The organism is Streptomyces sp. NPDC007929 (assembly GCF_042959065.1).
In the GTDB taxonomy this organism is placed as follows: Bacteria; Actinomycetota; Actinomycetes; order Streptomycetales; family Streptomycetaceae; genus Streptomyces.
On record NZ_JBIBKD010000007.1, the window covers coordinates 440,466 to 457,593 of the forward strand.

Genomic DNA, 17,128 nt, shown 5'->3' on the forward strand with positions numbered 1-17,128 from the left:
GAGTATGTATCACTTTGCATAGTCATGCAAGCGGGGTATGCGAAATCGCCGTTCCGGTTGCCTGTCCTTCAGGAACCCGCTGCCCCGGAGTCGCCCCCGAGCGCGTCGAGGATCCGCTCGGCGGCCAGCGTCGGTGTGAGCTCGCCCTCCCGGACCCGCTCCTCCAGCACCGGCGCCAGCGCCCGTACCGCCGGGTCGGCCCGGAGGCGGCCGAGGAGTTCGTCGCGGACCATCGTCCAGGTCCAGTCCACCTGCTGGTCGCGCCGCTTGGCGGTGAGCCGGCCCGTGGAGTCCAGCAGCGTGCGGTGCTGCTCCAGGCGCTCCCACAGCGTGTCCAGGCCGGTCGACTCGCGGGCGCTGCAGTGCAGCACCGGCGGCGTCCAGAACGCGTCCTTGCCGTGCATCAGCCGCAGCGCCCCCGCCAGCTCCCGCGCGGCGGCCCGGGCGTCGCGCTCGTGCGGCCCGTCCGCCTTGTTGACGGCGATCACGTCGGCCAGCTCCAGCACGCCCTTCTTGATGCCCTGGAGCTGGTCGCCGGTGCGCGCGAGGGTGAGCAGCAGAAACGTGTCGACCATGTTCGCGACGGCGGTCTCGGACTGGCCGACCCCGACCGTCTCCACCAGGACCACGTCGTAACCGGCCGCCTCCATCACCACGATCGACTCGCGGGTGGCCTTCGCGACCCCGCCCAGCGTGCCCGCCGTGGGGGAGGGGCGCACGAACGCCGCCGGGTCCACGGCCAGCCGCTCCATGCGGGTCTTGTCACCCAGGATCGAACCGCCCGTACGGCTGGACGACGGGTCGACGGCCAGCACCGCCACCCGGTGCCCCAGCGAGGTCAGCAGCGTGCCGAACGCGTCGATGAACGTCGACTTGCCCACGCCCGGCACCCCGCTGACGCCGATCCGCCGGGCCCGGCCGCTGTGCGGCAGCAGCGCGGTCAGCAACTCCTGCGCCAGCGCCCGGTGTTGCGGCCGGGTCGACTCGACGAGGGTGATCGCGCGGGCGACGATCGCCCGCTTCCCGTCGAGCACACCCTTCACATAGGCGTCGACATCGATCACAGCTCGTGCCCGAGGCCGTCCGACAGCCGCCGCACCAGGTCGTACGCCGCGTCCGGGATCACCGTCCCGGGCGGGAAGACGGCCGCCGCGCCCATCTCCAGCAGCGTCGGCACGTCCTGCGGCGGGATCACCCCGCCGACCACGACCATGATGTCCTCACGGCCCTCCTCGGCCAGCGCCTCACGCAGCGCCGGGACCAGGGTGAGGTGACCGGCCGCGAGCGAGGAGACGCCGACGATGTGCACGTCCGCCTCGACGGCCTGGCGCGCGACCTCGGCGGGCGTCTGGAACAGCGGGCCGACGTCCACGTCGAAACCGAGGTCGGCGAAGGCGGTGGCGATCACCTTCTGGCCGCGGTCGTGGCCGTCCTGGCCCATCTTCGCGACCAGGATGCGCGGGCGGCGGCCCTCGGCCTCCTCGAAGGCCGACACCAGGGTGCGGGTGCGGTCCACGCTCGGGGACTCTCCGGTTTCGTTGCGGTACACGCCGGAGATCGTACGGATCTGCCCCGCGTGCCGGCCGTACACCTTCTCCAGGGCGTCGGAGATCTCCCCGACGGTGGCCTTCGCGCGGGCCGCGTCGACCGCCAGCTCCAGCAGGTTGCCCTCGCCGCCGGCGGCCCGGGTCAGCGCGTCCAGCGCGTCCTGGCAGGCCCGCTCGTCGCGCTCCGCGCGCAGCCGCCGCAGCTTCTCGATCTGCTGCGCCCGCACCGAGGAGTTGTCGACCTTCAGGACGTCGATCTGCTCGTCGGTCTCCACCCGGTACTTGTTGACGCCGATGACCGGCTGGCGGCCCGAGTCGATCCGGGCCTGCGTACGGGCCGCGGCCTCCTCGATGCGCAGCTTCGGGATGCCCGCGTCGATGGCCTCGGCCATGCCGCCCGCGGCCTCGACCTCCTCGATGTGCTGCCAGGCCCGCCGGGCCAGGTCGTACGTCAGCTTCTCCACGTACGCGCTGCCGCCCCACGGGTCGATCACCCGGGTCGTGCCGGACTCCTGCTGGAGCAGCAGCTGGGTGTTGCGGGCGATGCGCGCCGAGAAGTCGGTCGGCAGCGCGAGCGCCTCGTCGAGGGCGTTGGTGTGCAGCGACTGGGTGTGCCCCTGCGTCGCCGCCATGGCCTCCACACAGGTGCGCGTCACGTTGTTGAAGACGTCCTGCGCGGTCAGCGACCAGCCCGAGGTCTGCGAATGGGTGCGCAGGGAGAGGGACTTGGCGTTCTGCGGGTCGAACTGCTTCACCAGCTTCGCCCACAGCAGGCGCGCCGCCCGCAGCTTGGCGACCTCCATGAAGAAGTTCATGCCGATCGCCCAGAAGAACGACAGCCGTGGCGCGAACGCGTCCACGTCCAGTCCCGCCGCACGCCCCGCGCGGATGTACTCGACACCGTCCGCGAGCGTGTACGCCAGCTCCAGATCGGCCGTCGCACCGGCCTCCTGGATGTGGTAGCCGGAGATGGAGATGGAGTTGTAGCGCGGCATCCGCTGCGAGGTGTACGCGAAGATGTCGGAGATGATCCGCATCGACGGGCCCGGCGGATAGATGTAGGTGTTGCGGACCATGAACTCCTTCAGAATGTCGTTCTGAATGGTTCCGGCCAGCTTCTCGGGCGGTACGCCCTGCTCCTCCGCGGCCACGATGTACAGCGCCAGCACCGGCAGCACGGCGCCGTTCATCGTCATCGACACGGTCATCTTGTCCAGCGGGATGCCGTCGAACAGCTGCCGCATGTCGTAGATCGAGTCGATGGCCACGCCCGCCATGCCGACGTCGCCCGTCACGCGCGGGTGGTCGCTGTCGTACCCCCGGTGCGTGGGCAGGTCGAAGGCGATCGACAGACCCTTCTGGCCGGCCGCGAGGTTGCGCCGGTAGAAGGCGTTGGACTCCTCGGCCGTCGAGAAGCCGGCGTACTGGCGGATCGTCCAGGGCTGGTTGACGTACATCGTCGGGTACGGGCCGCGCAGGAAGGGCGCCGCTCCCGGGTACGTCTCCAGGAAGTCCAGGCCCTCCAGGTCACGCCCGGTGTAGAGCGGCTTGACGGCGATGCCCTCCGGGGTCTCCCAGAGCAGGTCGTCCCCGCCGGACGCGTTCTTCACGGCCGTACGCCACTCGTCGGCGCCGCCGTCGGGGGCCGGCGTGCCCAGCTCGATCCCGGAGAAGTCGGGGATTGCCATCAGGACACAACTCCCATGCGGTCGAGGGTGGCGGACAGCACGGCGACGGCGTCACAGCCCGCGAACACGTAACCGTCGACCCCGGGGTGCTCCCCGGGACGGCCCGCGAGGAACACCTGCCGGGCACCGGCGGCCTTCAGATCCCGGACGGCGGCCTCGGCCCGCTCCGCGTACAGCGCGTCGCTGGAGCACAGCACCGCCTCCGTCGCACCGCTCTCCTCGAAGGTGCCCTGTGTGACCGGCTCGATGCCGCCGGCCTGGAAGAGGTTCGAGGCGAAGGTGAGACGCGCGGTGTGCGCCGCGGCCGGGCCCAGCGCGGCGAGGAAGATCCGCGGCCGGGAGCCGGTCGCCGCGAGGTGCGCGTCGGACCGGGCGCGCAGTACCTCGTACGCCTCGTCCCGCCGTACCCGCGGCAGACCGCCGGAGCGCGGCTCGGGCGCGCTCGCCCGGACCACCGGCTTCTCCGCGAGGAACGGGAACTCGCTGACACCGGTGACGGGCTCGCGCCGCTTGGCCAGCAGAGCCGCGCGCGCCTGCCAGGTCTCGGCGAGATCGCGCTCCACATCGCCCGAGCGCAGCGCGGCCGGCATGCCGCCGAGACGCTCGATCCGCTGGAAGAACTCCCAGCCCGCGTGGGCGAGTTCGTCGGTGAGCCGCTCCACGTACCAGGAGCCGCCCGCCGGGTCGATTACCCGGGCCAGGTGCGACTCCTCGATGAGGATCGTGGAGGTGTTGCGGGCGATGCGACGCGCGAACGCGTCCGGCAGGCCCAGGGCGTGGTCGAAGGGCAGCACGGTGACCGCGTCGGCCCCGCCCGCCCCCGCGGCCAGCGTGGCGATCGTCGAGCGCAGCATGTTCACCCACGGGTCGCGGCGCGTCATCATCACCGGCGACGTCACGACGTGCTGGAGCTGCGCGCCCGCCCGGGGCGCCCCGCTGACCTCGGCCACCCGGGCCCACAGCCGGCGCGCGGCCCGCAGCTTGGCGATCGTCAGGAACTGGTCGGCGGTCGCCGCGTACCGGAACTCCAGCTGGGCACAGGCCTGTTCGACGTCCAGTCCGGCCTCTGCCAGCTCCCGCAGGTACGCCACCCCGGTGGCCAGCGAGCAGCCCAGCTCCTGGGCGGCCGAGCCACCGGCCTCGTGGTACGGCAGCGCGTCCACGGTCAGTGCCCGCAGCCCCGGGTACTCCCCGGCGCACAGCCGCGCGAGCTCCGCCGCCGGCGCGGTGTCGCACCGCTGCCCGGTACGGGCCTCGTGTCCGAGCGGATCCGCGCCCAGGTTGCCGCGCGCCGCGTCCCGGGCGACGCCCCGCTCCTCGTACACCCGCAGCAACTCCCGCGCGGCGGGCCCGGCGTCGCACCCGGCGTCCAGGACGACGGGCGCCAGGTCGAGGTACACGCCGTCGAGGACCCGGCCGAGGTCGGGCACCGCGATGCCGCCCTCGCCGACCGTCAGCCAGAGGGAGGTGACGCCGTTCTCCAGGTCCCCGAGCACCGCGTCGCGGTCGGCCACCGTGTGCCGTTGCCGTACGTCCCAGCCGCCGACCGTGTTCCCCTCGGCGCGGCCACCGCGCACAAAGGGGGCGAACCCGGGCAGGCCGGGGTCCGGCGCGGAGTCGTGGGCGGTGTAGAGGGGGCGGGTGCGCAACCCGTCCTCCAGCGCGGTGGACAGGGCTTCCTCGGCCTCGGTCCCCTCGACGTCCTTGCCCGCTTTGCGCAGCACACCCGCCACAAGGCGCTGCCACTGCTCATGGGGCACGTCAGGGAACTCGCCGGCCAGCTCAAGCCCGTCGTCAGGCAGGACCGTCATGCTCGGATGTTAGGCCACGTTAACGAACGTGCAGCAGAGGGGACGGCTGTGACCTTGCCCTCGCCGGGAATGTGGCCTCGATCTCCCTGCGCGGTTCTCGCAGCGGACCGCCGAGCCATCGGGCGGCGCTCGCCGCGCGGCGTCCCGGGACGGCTTTCGAACACATCAGCGCAATTCCCCGCCATTCCCGGATGCGGAGGCGTCGATCCCCTGCCCGACGGGCGGCTATCCCGATACGCTGAATTGGGTGCGCCTTGTCGAGCGGGCGGCTACGGGGGTGAGAAGGCGTTGCTTGTCAGCCGATCCATGACCGCGGTGGTACGCGTGTGGTGCATGATGAACCACTCGCGCTGCCACGACAATGGCGAGCCTCATGGTTCCCGGATCCACGCCGCGCGACGGAACCCGATATCAGGTCGGACGGAGCAATGGCATTGGGACTGAGCCGGTTACGCGGAAGAACCAGCGCCGGCCTGCCGCGCGTCGTCGTCGGCGCGTGTGTCGCTCTGGCCGGTGGGGCGGTCCTCGGGTTGCTGACCCACCCGCGCGACCTTTCGCACGCGGCCGGATATCAGTACGCCGCGGGACTGCTCCTGGCGATCGGACTCTACGGCAGCACGCACGACATCGACTTCGCCGAAGTCCGGCGCTCCCTCAAGGTGGTCCTGGTCGCCGTCACCGCCGGCGTCCTGGTCAAGGCCTCCCTCATCGCCACCGTCATGGTGCTGGCCTTCGACCGGCCGGAATATCTCGTCCTGGGCATCGCCGTGGCACAGATCGACCCGCTGTCGGTGGCCGCCACCCAGAAGAACGAGAGGGTGTCGCCGCGGGCCAAGACGATCCTGTCGGTCTGGGCCGCGTTCGACGACCCCATGACGGTGCTGCTCACGCTCTACTTCTCCGCCCTCGCCGTCCGGTACGGGACCGGGACCGCCGGTGACGGGTCGGTGGTCACGGACACCGCCGGGGTCTTCGTCGATCTGCTCCTCAACCTGGGACTGTTCGCCCTGGTGGCGGCCCTGTGGTGGGCGGCCTCCGTCTGGCTGGGGCAGCGCCGTCCGGCACGCCGGGCCGAAGCCCGGCCGGCCGTCGACGTCGTGGCGCTGGCCCTGGTCGTCGCGCTGGTCCTGTTCGCCGCGCAGGACATGATGGTCCTCGCCGTGGCCCTGACCGGACTGTTCGTGCGGCTGGGCCGCTTCGGCGCGGGCCTCGAATCGGCGGTCGCCCTGGCCTTCCTCACCGCCTCGGCCCTCCTCGGAGTGGTCCTCGCGTCCGGCGAGATCCACCTGACGGAGGGGCTCGTGCTCGGCGCGAGCGCGTTCGCCGCGCAACTGCTCGTCACCCTGCTCATCAGCCGGCTGCTGGTACGCCCCCGGCTGACCTGGCCGGATCTGGCCCACCTCGGATTCGGTCAGCAGAACGGCATCACGGCGATCCTCCTCGCCCTCGCCCTGGAACCGAGGTTTCCCGGCACGGTCGGTGTCGTCGGACCCGCGATCGTGACGGTCAACCTCCTCCACCACACCTTCCAGTGGGCCCGGGTCGACCGGTGGTGGCAGGACGCGTCCAGCGCGCCGGAGCCCGGGCCCGCCGCCACGGCCGCACGTCAGGAACTGAAACCGGAACCCGGATGAGTCAGGGGGAGGCATGGGTCCGCCACGCGTCTCACCGGCATCCCGGCCACATGGCACACCACGTACGACACCGGGCGATCCAAGGGGACGGGACGCCCGGAGCACAACCTCGGGGGAACACACCATGCCGTACATCCACTGCAACATGTTCGGAACGCCGCCCGCGGGGGGCGAACCGCCGTGGCTCCCGTACGAGCCGCTGGTCCCGTGGTGCATCGAAGGTCACGACGACCTGTGGGTGGAGCTCCAGCACGTGCCCGTGGCGGTGCACACCTTCCGCAGCCAACTCGTGCAGGTCGCGCGCAACATCACCCCGGACCGGGACGGACGCGGGCACCTGGTCGTGGTGAGCGGACTGCCCGGCACGGGAAAGAGCAGCCTCCTGCACCGCTGCGTCCACGAGTTCGTCTCCGGTCTCGAGGAGTCCAAGGCCGGCGACGACGACACCGCCGACGCCGGGCCGCGCGACGAGAGCACCACGCCGTGGTGCAGGCGCGAGCCCTCCGGCGCGGTCTGTGTCGTGCCGGTCACCGGTGTGCGCAACAACGGGCGCGACCTGGAGTCGTCGCCCAGCGGGCACCCGGAGGCACCGGAGCTCGGCACGGTGATCGACCGGATCTTCCGCACCGTCGTCAAGGCGCTGCGAAAAACACCCGGATTCGCGGACGTCTGCGGCCCGGAGATCGACTCGCCCGACCACTTCGACTCCTGGCACGCCCTCACCGACGCACTGGCGCTGCTCGACCGAAGACTCGCGGTGATCGTTCCGCACATCAAATGGGAGGACCAGGACTCCCGATGGGCCTTCCTCCGCTTCTGCCACCAGAAGGCCGACCGCGGAGTGGTCTTCTTCGTCGAGACGGAATACACCGCTCTCGAAAAGGAGATAGGCCTGATCTTCGACGAATCCCAACTCCGGGGCGTCACCCACCTCAAGACCGGAAGGCTCGCCCGGGAGGACTGGGGCAGATATCTACGGCTGTGGATGGAGCTCCCGGACATTCCCAGCCCGAAGGTCGACATTCACGAGGATCTGCTCGAATGCGAACCGGCGCCCTGGGTGTTCGTGAGCATCGCGAAGCTCCAGGCCTTTCTGCGTGAGGCGGCGGACGAAGCACTGCAGGCCGACGAGGCCTACTTGCGGCGAAGTCGCGTAGTTCTCCGGTTCGCCAAGGAGGAACCGAATCCGGACGACTTCCTCCGCGGGGACCCGTCCGGATCGGACGACCCCGACGAGGAACCAACCGAACCGGCCGGTCGTGAACCGAATGAGCTCACCGACGACGAAGAGGACCGACGAGATGAGCCCTGACGCCTTCCCGGTCGCGGAGGAAAACCCCTTCCGAGGCAGTACGAGCGTGCAGTTGGAGGGATTCGGCGACACCACCCAGGTCGGCACCGGCCCCCCGCGACGGCCCGTCCATGTGCGCAGGCGTATCAACGCACAGCTCATGGAACAGGTGCACCGCTACCTCGGCCACACCGGTGACTCCTCCACCCGGGGCCGCGTCCTGGCCCTCGTCGGCGAGTTCGGCCTCGGCAAGAGCCATCTCGCCGCCCAGGTCACCGACGTCCTCAGGCAGAGCAGCCCGACGCCCGCCTTGTGGGTGATCGGCCAGCCCTCGATGGACATGCGGTCCGTCTTCCAGCACCGCGTCATGAGCCCCCGTGACGACCTCGAAGCCATGGCCGACTTCATGCAGGCCATCACCGACTACTCCGCGGACGTCACGGCGGAGCTGCTCGAACAGGACGACACCGGCAGGCTGGGCGGCGCCCGCGACGAGTTCCTGAGCGGCCTGAGGGACCGCAGGCTCGATCCGCACAAGATCGCGCGGGCCTTCGACCTCGACGAGGAGCTCATCCACAGCCACCTCCGCCGGCACCTGCGGGGCGTCACCGACCACCGGGCCTTCGCCACCGCGCTCGCCCTGCTGCCCAACCAGGCCTACCAGACGGACATCTTCCGCTGGCTGTCCGGAGAGACCCCCTCGGCCCCCCTGCAACAGCGGGGCGTCACCCAGCCGATCCAGGGCATCCAGGGCGTCTTCGAGGCGTTCGCGGTCTTCAGCCTCGTCTACGGCCAGAGCGACCGGCCGTACGCGCTGGTGCTGGACGAGGTCGACAAGATCGCCGAATGGACGGCGCAGGACCGGGTGTTGTTCCTCAACGCCTTCGAAATGCTGGTCAACCGGTACATCAACCAGGGCGGGCTGCTGGTCTTCTGCGTCCGGCCCGACCTCTGGAGCTCGCTGCCCGCGTCCCTGCACGAGCGGGTGCTGCCGCTGTGGCTCGACAGCTGGGAGCGCCCCGCGACCGAGGACCTGATCAGGCAGCACCTGCTCGGCTCGGGCCGGGTGCCGCAGGAGACGAACTGCGCGCCGTTCACCGACCCCGCCGTGAGGCAGGTCGTGACCCTCTCCGACGGGGTTCCCCGGCAGATTCTGCGGATCTGTGAGGGCGCCTGGGACCATGCCGCGCTCGGCGGCAGTCCGAAGATCGACACCGAGGCCGTGCACGAGGCGATCCGCACCGCCCACGAGAAGCGGCCGATGAGCGAGGCGGCGCGGCGGCTGGAACGCGTCCTCGCCGGCGACCAGTGGTGGCACAATGCGCCGCCCCGCGACCTGCTGGAGCTGCCGGCACCGCCGGGCTCCGGCGAACCCCGCTGGATCGAGGTCACCCGCACGGCGTGGATCGTCGTACTGCCGGTACGTTCGCTGCTGAGCCGCACCGGCGTCGACGGCATCGCGGGCTTCCTCGGCCACGCGCGCGACCTCGCGGCGGCGAACATCGAGATGCTGGTCGTGGTCAACGGCCACGCCTGCCGGCAGATGCGAAGGCAGGTCGCCGACGTCACCGGGACCATGCCCCTGGTGCTCGACGACCCCCGCTTCGACCTCGCCCTGCGCAACGGTGTCCAGAGCCTCGCCGAACGGCTCCGGGCGAGTCAGGACAACACCGTGCTGGAGCGGCTGTCCCACCGGCTGGACGTGCTCCAGGGGCAGCAGCTGACCCTCCTGGAACGCGTCGACAGCATCGACCACAGCCTCGACACCCCGCGGGTCCTCTCCCCGGCTCCGGCGGGTGACGCCCTTCAGGCGCGGTTGCCCGAGCCGGTGCGGGCGCTCTTCCGGGACGCCCAGGAGGCACTGGACCGGTTGCTGGAGGAGGGCGAGGGGCCACGGCCCAGCCTCGTGCCCCTGGCCCGCACCGCGGCCGGCCGGCCACCTCGGCCGCGTCGGCTGATCGTGGAGGAGTCCGCCCTGCGCGGCATGGGAGCGGTCGTCCTGGCCCGCAGACTGCTGGGGGCGTTCCGCGACGCGGTCGTCGGCTGGTGGGAGGCCGACGGATCCGCCGGCGACTCAGCACCCGCGGCACGCGATCAGGGCGAGCTGTTCGCCATCTGCCGGGGTTTCGAGATCTCGCTGGAGTCGCTGCCCCGCCTCGACCGGGGCGGCGCCGACCCGCTGAGCGGCTCCCAGACCTCCGCGACGGACCCGGGGGAGCGGGCGCAGGACCGGCTCGGCCAGCTCGCCGACCGGGTGCTGCGCGAGCTGGGCGACGCCTTCAGCGGCGGCTCCGCACCTCTGCCGTGAGATCGCGCAGACGCTCCTCCGCCACGGCCACCCGGGGCTGGCGGAAGGTGACTCCGACGACGAAGTCGCCCTCCGCGTCACCCAGCCAGTGCATGTAGAAAGCCCCGTCCACGACGTCCAGGACGAGACGCCGGATCGGGGCACGGGTGACGGGGGCGAGGATGGCCGCCAGATCCGTCAGCTCCTCGCGCAGACGGCTGACGAGGTCGCGGTATATCGCCCGGCGGGCCGCGACCGAGACGACCGCGAAGGAGTCCTCCAGCTCCTGGTGCTCGAAGGCGTCGCCGGAACAGACCAGCGACCAGTCACGGTAGTAGGCCGCGTAGTGCAGGTCGCCCGGGTTGAGATGGCGGTGCCACGCGCTCCGCAGCCGCTGCTCCTCCTGCATGTCACGGGTGAGCACGTGCATGAACAGCGAACTCCCCTGGACGAACGGCTCCTTCACCTCCCCGGAGCGCCCGCCGGGAAGTTCGTCGACCATCTGACGCTCGGTCCTGATCTTGGTCACCAGCCGGTTCATCGAGTCGTCCATGGCGTCACAGCCGGCCTCGGACGCGCTGATGCCCACCAGGTACTGCGCGGCGTGCAGACGGGAGCACTGCATACCGCCCTCCCGGGTGACGACGAGGGTCCGCATCAGGTCACCGACGTCGAGCCGCCGCATGGCCTCCTCCGTCTCCAGGACCCAGCGGACCAGCCGGCGCCCCGGCCGTCCCTCGGCGTCGGCCTCGTCCTCCCAGGCCAGCCCGCCGGGGAACGGCGCGGCCTCCGCCTCGCGGACGGCGAAGGCCACGGTGTTGCGCACGACGTGGGTCATGGACCGGATCTCCGGGCAGGCCGCGACCGCGGCACGGCACTCCTTGCTCAGGTGCCCGTAGCTCTGGCTGACTTGCGGCACGCTCAGGAGCCGGGGCTCGCTCACCGCCGCCGAGGCGTCCGGATTCATCTGGTGCGACTCCTTGTCGACGACGACGTACGCGGGGCACCGCGCCGTCGGCTCACACGAACAGTTCCACGTCGATGTCCCGGCGTACACGGGGCAGTTCGCCGCTGCCCGCCGCGCCCCGCTGCCCGGCCCGGGTGATGGCGAGGTTGCCGGCGGCGATCGCCCTGGCCGGGTGCCGGTTCAGGCCGAGATGGTCGTAGCCGCGCTGGGCGCTCTCCTCCAGGTCCTCCGCCTCCTGCGCGGCCCCGCACTCCACCAGGGTCCCCGCCAGGGCGATCGACGAGGCCAGCGTCCAGGGGTGACGGGCACCGAGCACCGCCTCCAGACCGCGGCGCGCGGTCCGGCCGGCCTCACGGGCCTCCTCCGTGCGGCCCGCGCCGCGCAGATGGACACCCAGGCGCATCCGGCACAGGTGGGTGGAGGGGTGCTCGGGGCCGTACCGGCCGGCCAGCGTGTGCAGACAGCGCTCGGTGTACTCCACCGCCGGTTCGGGTTCGCCCAGCAGATGGTGGTCGACGGCGAGACTGAACCGGCAGCGCTGCGTGATCATGTGACGCTCGCCCAGCACACTGACGGCCATGTCCAGGGCGCGGGTGTCGCGTTCCCAGGCCCGGTCGGGATCGCCGAGCCGGCGCTCGCTCACCGCGAGCCCGTTCTCCGCCACGATCGTGATCGGCACCCGGTTGATCGCGGGCCCCGCCGTGCCGCGCGGTGTCCAGCCGTGCTTGAGCAACTGGTACGACTCCGCGTCCTGCCCGAGCAGCCGGTGCATCTCCGCCAGCCAGGGGACCATGTCCCGCACGGCCGGGTCGTCGTCACCGCCGATGGCCCGGCGCAGCTCGTAGACCTGGCGGTACAGCCGCATGCCCGCGGGGTAGTCGCCGGCGGCGGCGTAGCACCAGGCCAGGTTGCGCTGGACCCGCTGGGTGCTGTGGTGCCGCGGGCCCAGCAGCCGCTCCATGCCCCGGGCCACGTGCACGGCCTCGTCGAGGGCGTCGGCCACATGGCCCGCCGAACCCAGGTTCGCCGCGTAGCTGTCGGCCATCTGCAGGGAGCGCGGGTGGGTGAGACCGAGGTTGCCCCGGTACTCCCGCAGCACGCCGAGGGCGAGCGCACCGGACTCCTCGTACTCGCCGCGCAGGTGCTGCGCGTCGGACAACAGGGCGCGCAGCCGCCGGTGTTCGCGGCAGTCCTGGTCCGTCCAGCTCCGCAGGGCGAGCCGGCCCACCCGCAGGCACTCCCCCAGCGCCTCCTCCTCCTGGGTGCGGACGAGGTCGGCCAGGTGACTCAGCAGCGACTGCTGCACCGCGGGGCGGGTGTCCTCCCACAGCCGCAGTGCCTCGATCTGTCTGCCGCGCCGGGTGAGGGTCTCGGCGTCGGGCGCGGCCGGGCCGTCGGCCATGCCGAGCAGGTCGGCGCCGAGCACCTCGCGCAGCTGGTTCTCGATGCGCGGCGCGTCGTTCAGCTGGGCCACGATGAGGTCCCGCAGCACCCGGTGCTGGCGGACGGGCTGTCCGGGGCGGGCGAAGTCGAACTCGACCAGACCGTGCTGGTGCAGCACCCACAAGGCGGCATCCATCAGGAGGACGTCCGCCGCGCGGACCGGTTCGCCCTCCGCGGTGCGGTCGGGTCCCGCCTGGGCCAGCGCCGCCCTCATGGGCCGCGAGCGCAGCGTCCGCAGGTCGACGCCCGCGCCGGTGATCAGCGCGCAGGCGTCGATCAGCCAGTGCAGCGCCGCGACCCCCGCCGGTTCGTGCGACCACGCCTCGGCCGCCGCGCTGGAGCGGACGGAGGACCGGGCCATGCGCAGCAGGATCTGTGTCCCGGCCAGCGCGCCCGGCCCGAACGACTGCTGCTGGTCGGTGAAGGAGTCGACGAACGCCTCGACGGCGGCTTGCCGGGCCTGGGACCCGCTCAGGTTGTCCCGCTCCTCGACCCGGGTGGCCTCGGCCCCGATCCAGCAGGCGGCCAGGCGCAGGGCGAGCGGCAGCGGACCGACCCGGTGGACGACGTCGCGTGCGTGGGACGGTCTGAGGCCGGGCAGCAGCGTCAGGAGCAGCGCCTCGCTCTCCCCCCGGGCGAACGGCGCGACCCGCACCGCGCCGGCCGGTGCGCCTTCCGGCCCGCCTCGCGCGGCGAACAGGATGTGGCAGTCACCGGACGGCTCCGGGAGCAGGTCCGTCACCTCGTCCAGCAGCGCCACGTCGTCGAGTTCGTCGCAGACCAGCAGCCACCGCTCGCCCCTCTCGTCGGCCCTCGCCCGCAGCGCCCGGATGTGGCCGCTGAGCTCCTGGGCGGTGGGTTCGCCCAGGGCGTCACCGAGGGCGGCGAGCGAGGACCGGACGTTCTCGGAGGCGTCGGCCCGCAGCCACCAGACGACGTCGTAGGAGCCGCCGAACCGGTGGCAGAACTCCAGCAGCGCCTCGGACTTGCCGACGCCGGGCGCGCCGCGGAGCAGGCAGGGGCGGCCCTGCGCGGCGAGGCCGTGCAGCGCCTCGCGGATGTCGTCGAGGAGGTCCTCGCGGCCCACGAAGGTGACGCTGCGGGCGGCGATGTTGGTGCGGTTGGGGACACTGGGGAAGCGGTGGGAGGAGCAGGGCAGACGGTGCGGCACGGGGAGCGACAGCCCGCGCAGCAGCAGCTCGGTCGCCCGCTGCTCGTCGTGGCGGCGCAGGTCGATCTGCTGGTGGTGGGCGAGTCCGGCCGGCGGTGTCTCGCCGTCGATCAGCACCATCCGGATCGCCGGATCGGACAGGGTCCGCAGCGCCCGCAGTTCGTCCGGGCGCACCGTGGTCGGCTGCAGCAGCAGTAGGGCGCCGTCGGCGGCCGGGCGCTCGGGAGGCCGGCCGTGGTAGGCGCGCCGTACGACATCGAGGCCGAGGGCGCGCAGCTGGGCCTCGATCCAGTCGGCCCAGACCGTGTGGCGTGAGGTGTGGACGAGGGTCACCTGCGTCGGCGCGTCCGGCCGCGGCCGGTCCAGGGCGGCGACGAGACGTTCCAGAGCGGGCAAAACCCGGTCGTCGAAGCCGTTGCCGCTGTCCAGTTCGGTGCCGAGCCGGGCGCTGCGGGCCGACATCGCGTGGTAGGGGATCTCCAGGTAGCGCACCGGGCTGCCGTAGAGCCGTGCGAAGCTCGGCCCGACCCGGTCGCGGGCGATGCGCAGTTGGTCCTGGTGCGTCCAGTCGGTCTGCAGGGCCAGGGCGATGACGTCCAGGGGGCGTTCGGTGTGCCGGAGGATGCCCCAGGCCAGGGCGGCGGCGTCCTCGATGAAGGAGGAGTCGGCGGTGAAGCAGACCACGAGCAGGTCCGGCAACCGGGCCAGTTGCGCGGTCTGTTCCTCGGTGCGGGGCAGCGGCGCGTCGATCAGGACGTCGTCGTAGCCCTGGAAGGCGGGATGGTCCGGGCCCGCCCCGGACACCGCGGCCAGCGGGTCCGGGCCCTTCAGGGTCGCCAGCCCGATGGGACGGACCGCGCCGGCGGGGGTCCACTCCTCCACGGAGGGGCCGCCCTCCTCGCCCGGCAGCAGCGCGGTGGCCGGGGCGACCGAGCGGACGTAGTGCCGGGTGCGCACATCGGCGTTGCGGCCGTCGAGCACCAGCACCCTGCGCCCCGCCCGGGACAGCAGTACGGCCGTGTTCAGCAGGGTCGTCGTCTGGCCGATGTCCTCCGCCGTGGAACAGAACGCGGCCACACGGGGGCGGGAGTTGCGGCCGTCCGCCTCAGACATGTCGGCTCCGCTTCGCTTCGTCGGTGGTGATCGGACGCGGGGGACGGGCGGTGCACGGGCTGTGGCGGTCATTCCTTCTGCGCTTCACCGCCGCCGGGGTCCTTCTCGTGATTCGTGGTGAACATGGCCTCGGGGCGTGACGCTTCCCGTCGCACGCGCCGCAAGGCACTCACTATCACGGATTCGGGCAGTGACCGGATTGCGTCGAAGGGTAAATTCGAAAGATCAACCAGGGGAGAATCCAGCACCTCCCGCGTTTCGGTCTGATCATCCATACGGAGCCCCGCCGTCCCGATTGAGTCGAGAATCCGCCACGAGTGGAGGACTGCCGGACACTTGTGGTGTGGCCTCTCAACTCGGCTGCCAAACTGATGACTTGCTGTCAGACTCGAACGAGTCTACCGACAAGTGCGGCGCTTCGGGCGATCCTCGGACCGTCTCGTACGCCGCGGGAAACCTTCTGGTTCGGAGCGCAAATTCGTTCGCACACAGGAGCTCCATGGGTACCGAAACGAGTGAGCCGGACGGGGCGCACGACGCTCCCGCGAAAGGTGTCGTGACCCCCGGTGGCATGACTCTCGGTGTCGTGTCCCATTCCGCCCGGCTCGTATCGCAGTTCGCGCGCCCGCGGGAGCGGAGCTGAGTCCGGACCAGGCGACGGTGACACCGTCCGCGTACCGTCTGGACGGCCCGCTGCTCGCCGCACTCGCCCGGGGCGGCGGGGGCGCGGAATCCGTGCGGATGCTGCGGGAGAGCGAATACAGCCGGCGGCTGCTGCTGCTCCGGGCCCTGCTGGACCGGGCCGGTGAGCACGGCGGGGAGACCTGGCACGACGTGAACCGGCTGTTCGGCGTGCTCACCGACGCCTGGCGGGCGGCTCCGGAGGTGACCCGGCGCATCCTCGGCCACCCTTCGGTGGGCCCACGACTGGTGACGACCTGGCGGACACTCGACGCGAGCGGTCCCGCCGCCGTCGGCGCCCTGCCGCTGGCCTCGGTGGCCGCCGCGGCCGCCACCGCCACCGGCCTGGACGTCTCGGTCTCCCTGACCGCCGCGCAGCCGGGAGTCGTGCTGCCCGGCCTCGGGGCGGTCCGCCTCCCGGACACCGCCCCCGGCACCGCCCTGCTGCTGCGCGCCGGCCGCACGGGCGCCGTCATCGAAACCGGGACCGGCCCGCGGGCGCACCTTCCGCCCGTGCCCGCGCTGGCCACCGAGCGGTCCGGCTGGTGGCCGCTGCGGGGCGCGACCCCCGGGCCACGGGCGTCGTTCCTGGTCGACGACGTCGACCAGGTCGTGGCGACGGACGCGCAGCGGCCGTACCGGCTCGGCGAGGACGAACTGCGCGTCTGGCGGTCCACGGCGGCCGGTGCCGTGAGGCTGCTGCGGGCCCGGCACCCCGACTACGCCGCCGAGCTGGACGAAGCCCTGCGCGCCCTGACGCCGCTGCCCCGCGCCGAGGGGTCGCCGGGGCGCAGCGGGAGCACACCCGAGATGTTCGGCGGCGTGACGCTGTCCCGGCCGCTGCACGCCCGCGATCTCGCCGAGACGCTGGTCCACGAGATGCAGCACAGCAAACTGGCCGCCGTGATGCACCTCGTCGACCTGCTCGCCGAGCCCGGTACGGCGCAGCCGTGCGCGCGGTACTACGCGCCCTGGCGGGACGACCCGAGGCCCCTGTACGGCCTGCTGCACGGCACGTACGCCTTTCTGTCCGTGGCCCGTTTCTGGTCCCGGGAGGCGGCCTTCGTGTCCGACCCGGCGGAGCGGCACCGGGCGCAGGTGCGCTGTGCCCGGTGGCGTGCGGCGGCGTCGGAGACGAACGAGGCGATGCTGGCCGACCGGAGCGCACTGACCGGCACCGGCCGCCGGTTCGTCACCACCATGGCCGAGGCCCTGGCGGAGCTGCGCGCCGTACCGCTGCCGCAGTCCGCGGTACGGGAGGCCCGGCAGCAGGCGGACCGCCACCGCACCCGCTGGACGGCGCGCAACGGGCCCGGCGGGACGGGGAGCTAGGCCTGCCGTCAGCTTCCCTCGGGCCGGCCGGTGTGGGGGCCCTGGGCCGTGGGAAACGGGGGACCAGACCCGCCGTCACATTGCCCCGGGCCCGCCGGTGTTGGGCGGGGCCGTGCACGGGGTAGGGGTCCTTGCGCATCGGGTCGGCGGCCGGGCCATGGGG

General features: G+C 72.2%; 10 protein-coding genes. 4 read left to right on the plus strand and 6 right to left on the minus strand.

The window, feature by feature from the left end:
* Positions 1-68: 68 nt before the first annotated feature.
* From meaB to ACFZDE_RS25345, 3 genes are read right to left on the minus strand one after another with little or no spacing between them, the layout of a single operon-like run.
* The gene (gene meaB / locus ACFZDE_RS25335) at positions 69-1,064 is read right to left on the minus strand and encodes a methylmalonyl Co-A mutase-associated GTPase MeaB (RefSeq protein ID WP_391203341.1); all 996 of its coding nucleotides are present in this window, start codon (positions 1,062-1,064) and stop codon (positions 69-71) included.
* Positions 1,061-3,235: a methylmalonyl-CoA mutase gene (scpA, locus tag ACFZDE_RS25340; RefSeq protein WP_391203344.1), complete on the minus strand. Its 2,175-nt coding sequence runs from the start codon at positions 3,233-3,235 to the stop codon at positions 1,061-1,063. Before scpA ends, meaB begins: the two co-directional genes overlap by 4 nt.
* Complete coding sequence (locus ACFZDE_RS25345; RefSeq protein WP_391203347.1) at positions 3,235-5,046, minus strand: methylmalonyl-CoA mutase family protein; 1,812 nt, start codon at positions 5,044-5,046, stop codon at positions 3,235-3,237. Before ACFZDE_RS25345 ends, scpA begins: the two co-directional genes overlap by 1 nt.
* Positions 5,047-5,474: 428 nt before the next feature.
* Between ACFZDE_RS25345 and ACFZDE_RS25350 the strand changes: the two genes are divergently transcribed.
* From ACFZDE_RS25350 to ACFZDE_RS25360, 3 genes are all read left to right on the plus strand, one after another.
* Positions 5,475-6,680, plus strand: coding sequence for a hypothetical protein (locus ACFZDE_RS25350; RefSeq protein ID WP_391203350.1), 1,206 nt, complete (start codon positions 5,475-5,477; stop codon positions 6,678-6,680).
* Between the two features lie 124 nt (positions 6,681-6,804).
* Positions 6,805-7,992, plus strand: a complete 1,188-nt coding sequence (locus tag ACFZDE_RS25355; protein ID WP_390993984.1) for a hypothetical protein — start codon at positions 6,805-6,807, stop codon at positions 7,990-7,992.
* Positions 7,982-10,279: a hypothetical protein gene (locus ACFZDE_RS25360; protein WP_391203353.1), complete on the plus strand. Its 2,298-nt coding sequence runs from the start codon at positions 7,982-7,984 to the stop codon at positions 10,277-10,279. The genes ACFZDE_RS25355 and ACFZDE_RS25360 overlap by 11 nt, the downstream gene beginning before the upstream one ends.
* Here the strand turns inward: ACFZDE_RS25360 and ACFZDE_RS25365 are convergent.
* From ACFZDE_RS25365 to ACFZDE_RS25375, 3 genes are all read right to left on the minus strand, one after another.
* Positions 10,251-11,225 (minus strand): hypothetical protein, encoded by a 975-nt coding sequence (locus ACFZDE_RS25365; protein ID WP_390993982.1) that lies wholly within the window; start codon positions 11,223-11,225, stop codon positions 10,251-10,253. The two genes, ACFZDE_RS25360 and ACFZDE_RS25365, sit on opposite strands and share 29 nt — an antisense overlap.
* A gap of 52 nt (positions 11,226-11,277) precedes the next feature.
* The gene (fxsT, locus tag ACFZDE_RS25370; protein WP_391203356.1) at positions 11,278-14,952 is read right to left on the minus strand and encodes an FxSxx-COOH system tetratricopeptide repeat protein; all 3,675 of its coding nucleotides are present in this window, start codon (positions 14,950-14,952) and stop codon (positions 11,278-11,280) included.
* Between the two features lie 68 nt (positions 14,953-15,020).
* Positions 15,021-15,227, minus strand: a complete 207-nt coding sequence (locus tag ACFZDE_RS25375) for a hypothetical protein (protein ID WP_107057712.1) — start codon at positions 15,225-15,227, stop codon at positions 15,021-15,023.
* A gap of 385 nt (positions 15,228-15,612) precedes the next feature.
* Here ACFZDE_RS25375 and ACFZDE_RS25380 point away from each other — a divergent pair, with 385 nt between their 5' ends.
* The gene (locus ACFZDE_RS25380; protein ID WP_391203359.1) at positions 15,613-16,965 is read left to right on the plus strand and encodes an aKG-HExxH-type peptide beta-hydroxylase; all 1,353 of its coding nucleotides are present in this window, start codon (positions 15,613-15,615) and stop codon (positions 16,963-16,965) included.
* The last annotated feature ends 163 nt before the right edge of the window (positions 16,966-17,128 follow it).

Excerpts from the sequence above, each read along its gene's own strand:
- scpA (WP_391203344.1), bottom strand. The coding sequence starts at position 3,235 with ATGGCAATCCCCGACTTCTCCGGGATCGAGCTGGGCACGCCGGCCCCC.
- ACFZDE_RS25345 (WP_391203347.1), bottom strand. The coding sequence starts at position 5,046 with ATGACGGTCCTGCCTGACGACGGGCTTGAGCTGGCCGGCGAGTTCCCT.
- ACFZDE_RS25350 (WP_391203350.1), top strand. The coding sequence starts at position 5,475 with ATGGCATTGGGACTGAGCCGGTTACGCGGAAGAACCAGCGCCGGCCTG.
- ACFZDE_RS25355 (WP_390993984.1), top strand. The coding sequence starts at position 6,805 with ATGCCGTACATCCACTGCAACATGTTCGGAACGCCGCCCGCGGGGGGC.
- ACFZDE_RS25360 (WP_391203353.1), top strand. The coding sequence starts at position 7,982 with ATGAGCCCTGACGCCTTCCCGGTCGCGGAGGAAAACCCCTTCCGAGGC.
- ACFZDE_RS25365 (WP_390993982.1), bottom strand. The coding sequence starts at position 11,225 with ATGAATCCGGACGCCTCGGCGGCGGTGAGCGAGCCCCGGCTCCTGAGC.
- fxsT (WP_391203356.1), bottom strand. The coding sequence starts at position 14,952 with ATGTCTGAGGCGGACGGCCGCAACTCCCGCCCCCGTGTGGCCGCGTTC.
- ACFZDE_RS25375 (WP_107057712.1), bottom strand. The coding sequence starts at position 15,227 with ATGGATGATCAGACCGAAACGCGGGAGGTGCTGGATTCTCCCCTGGTT.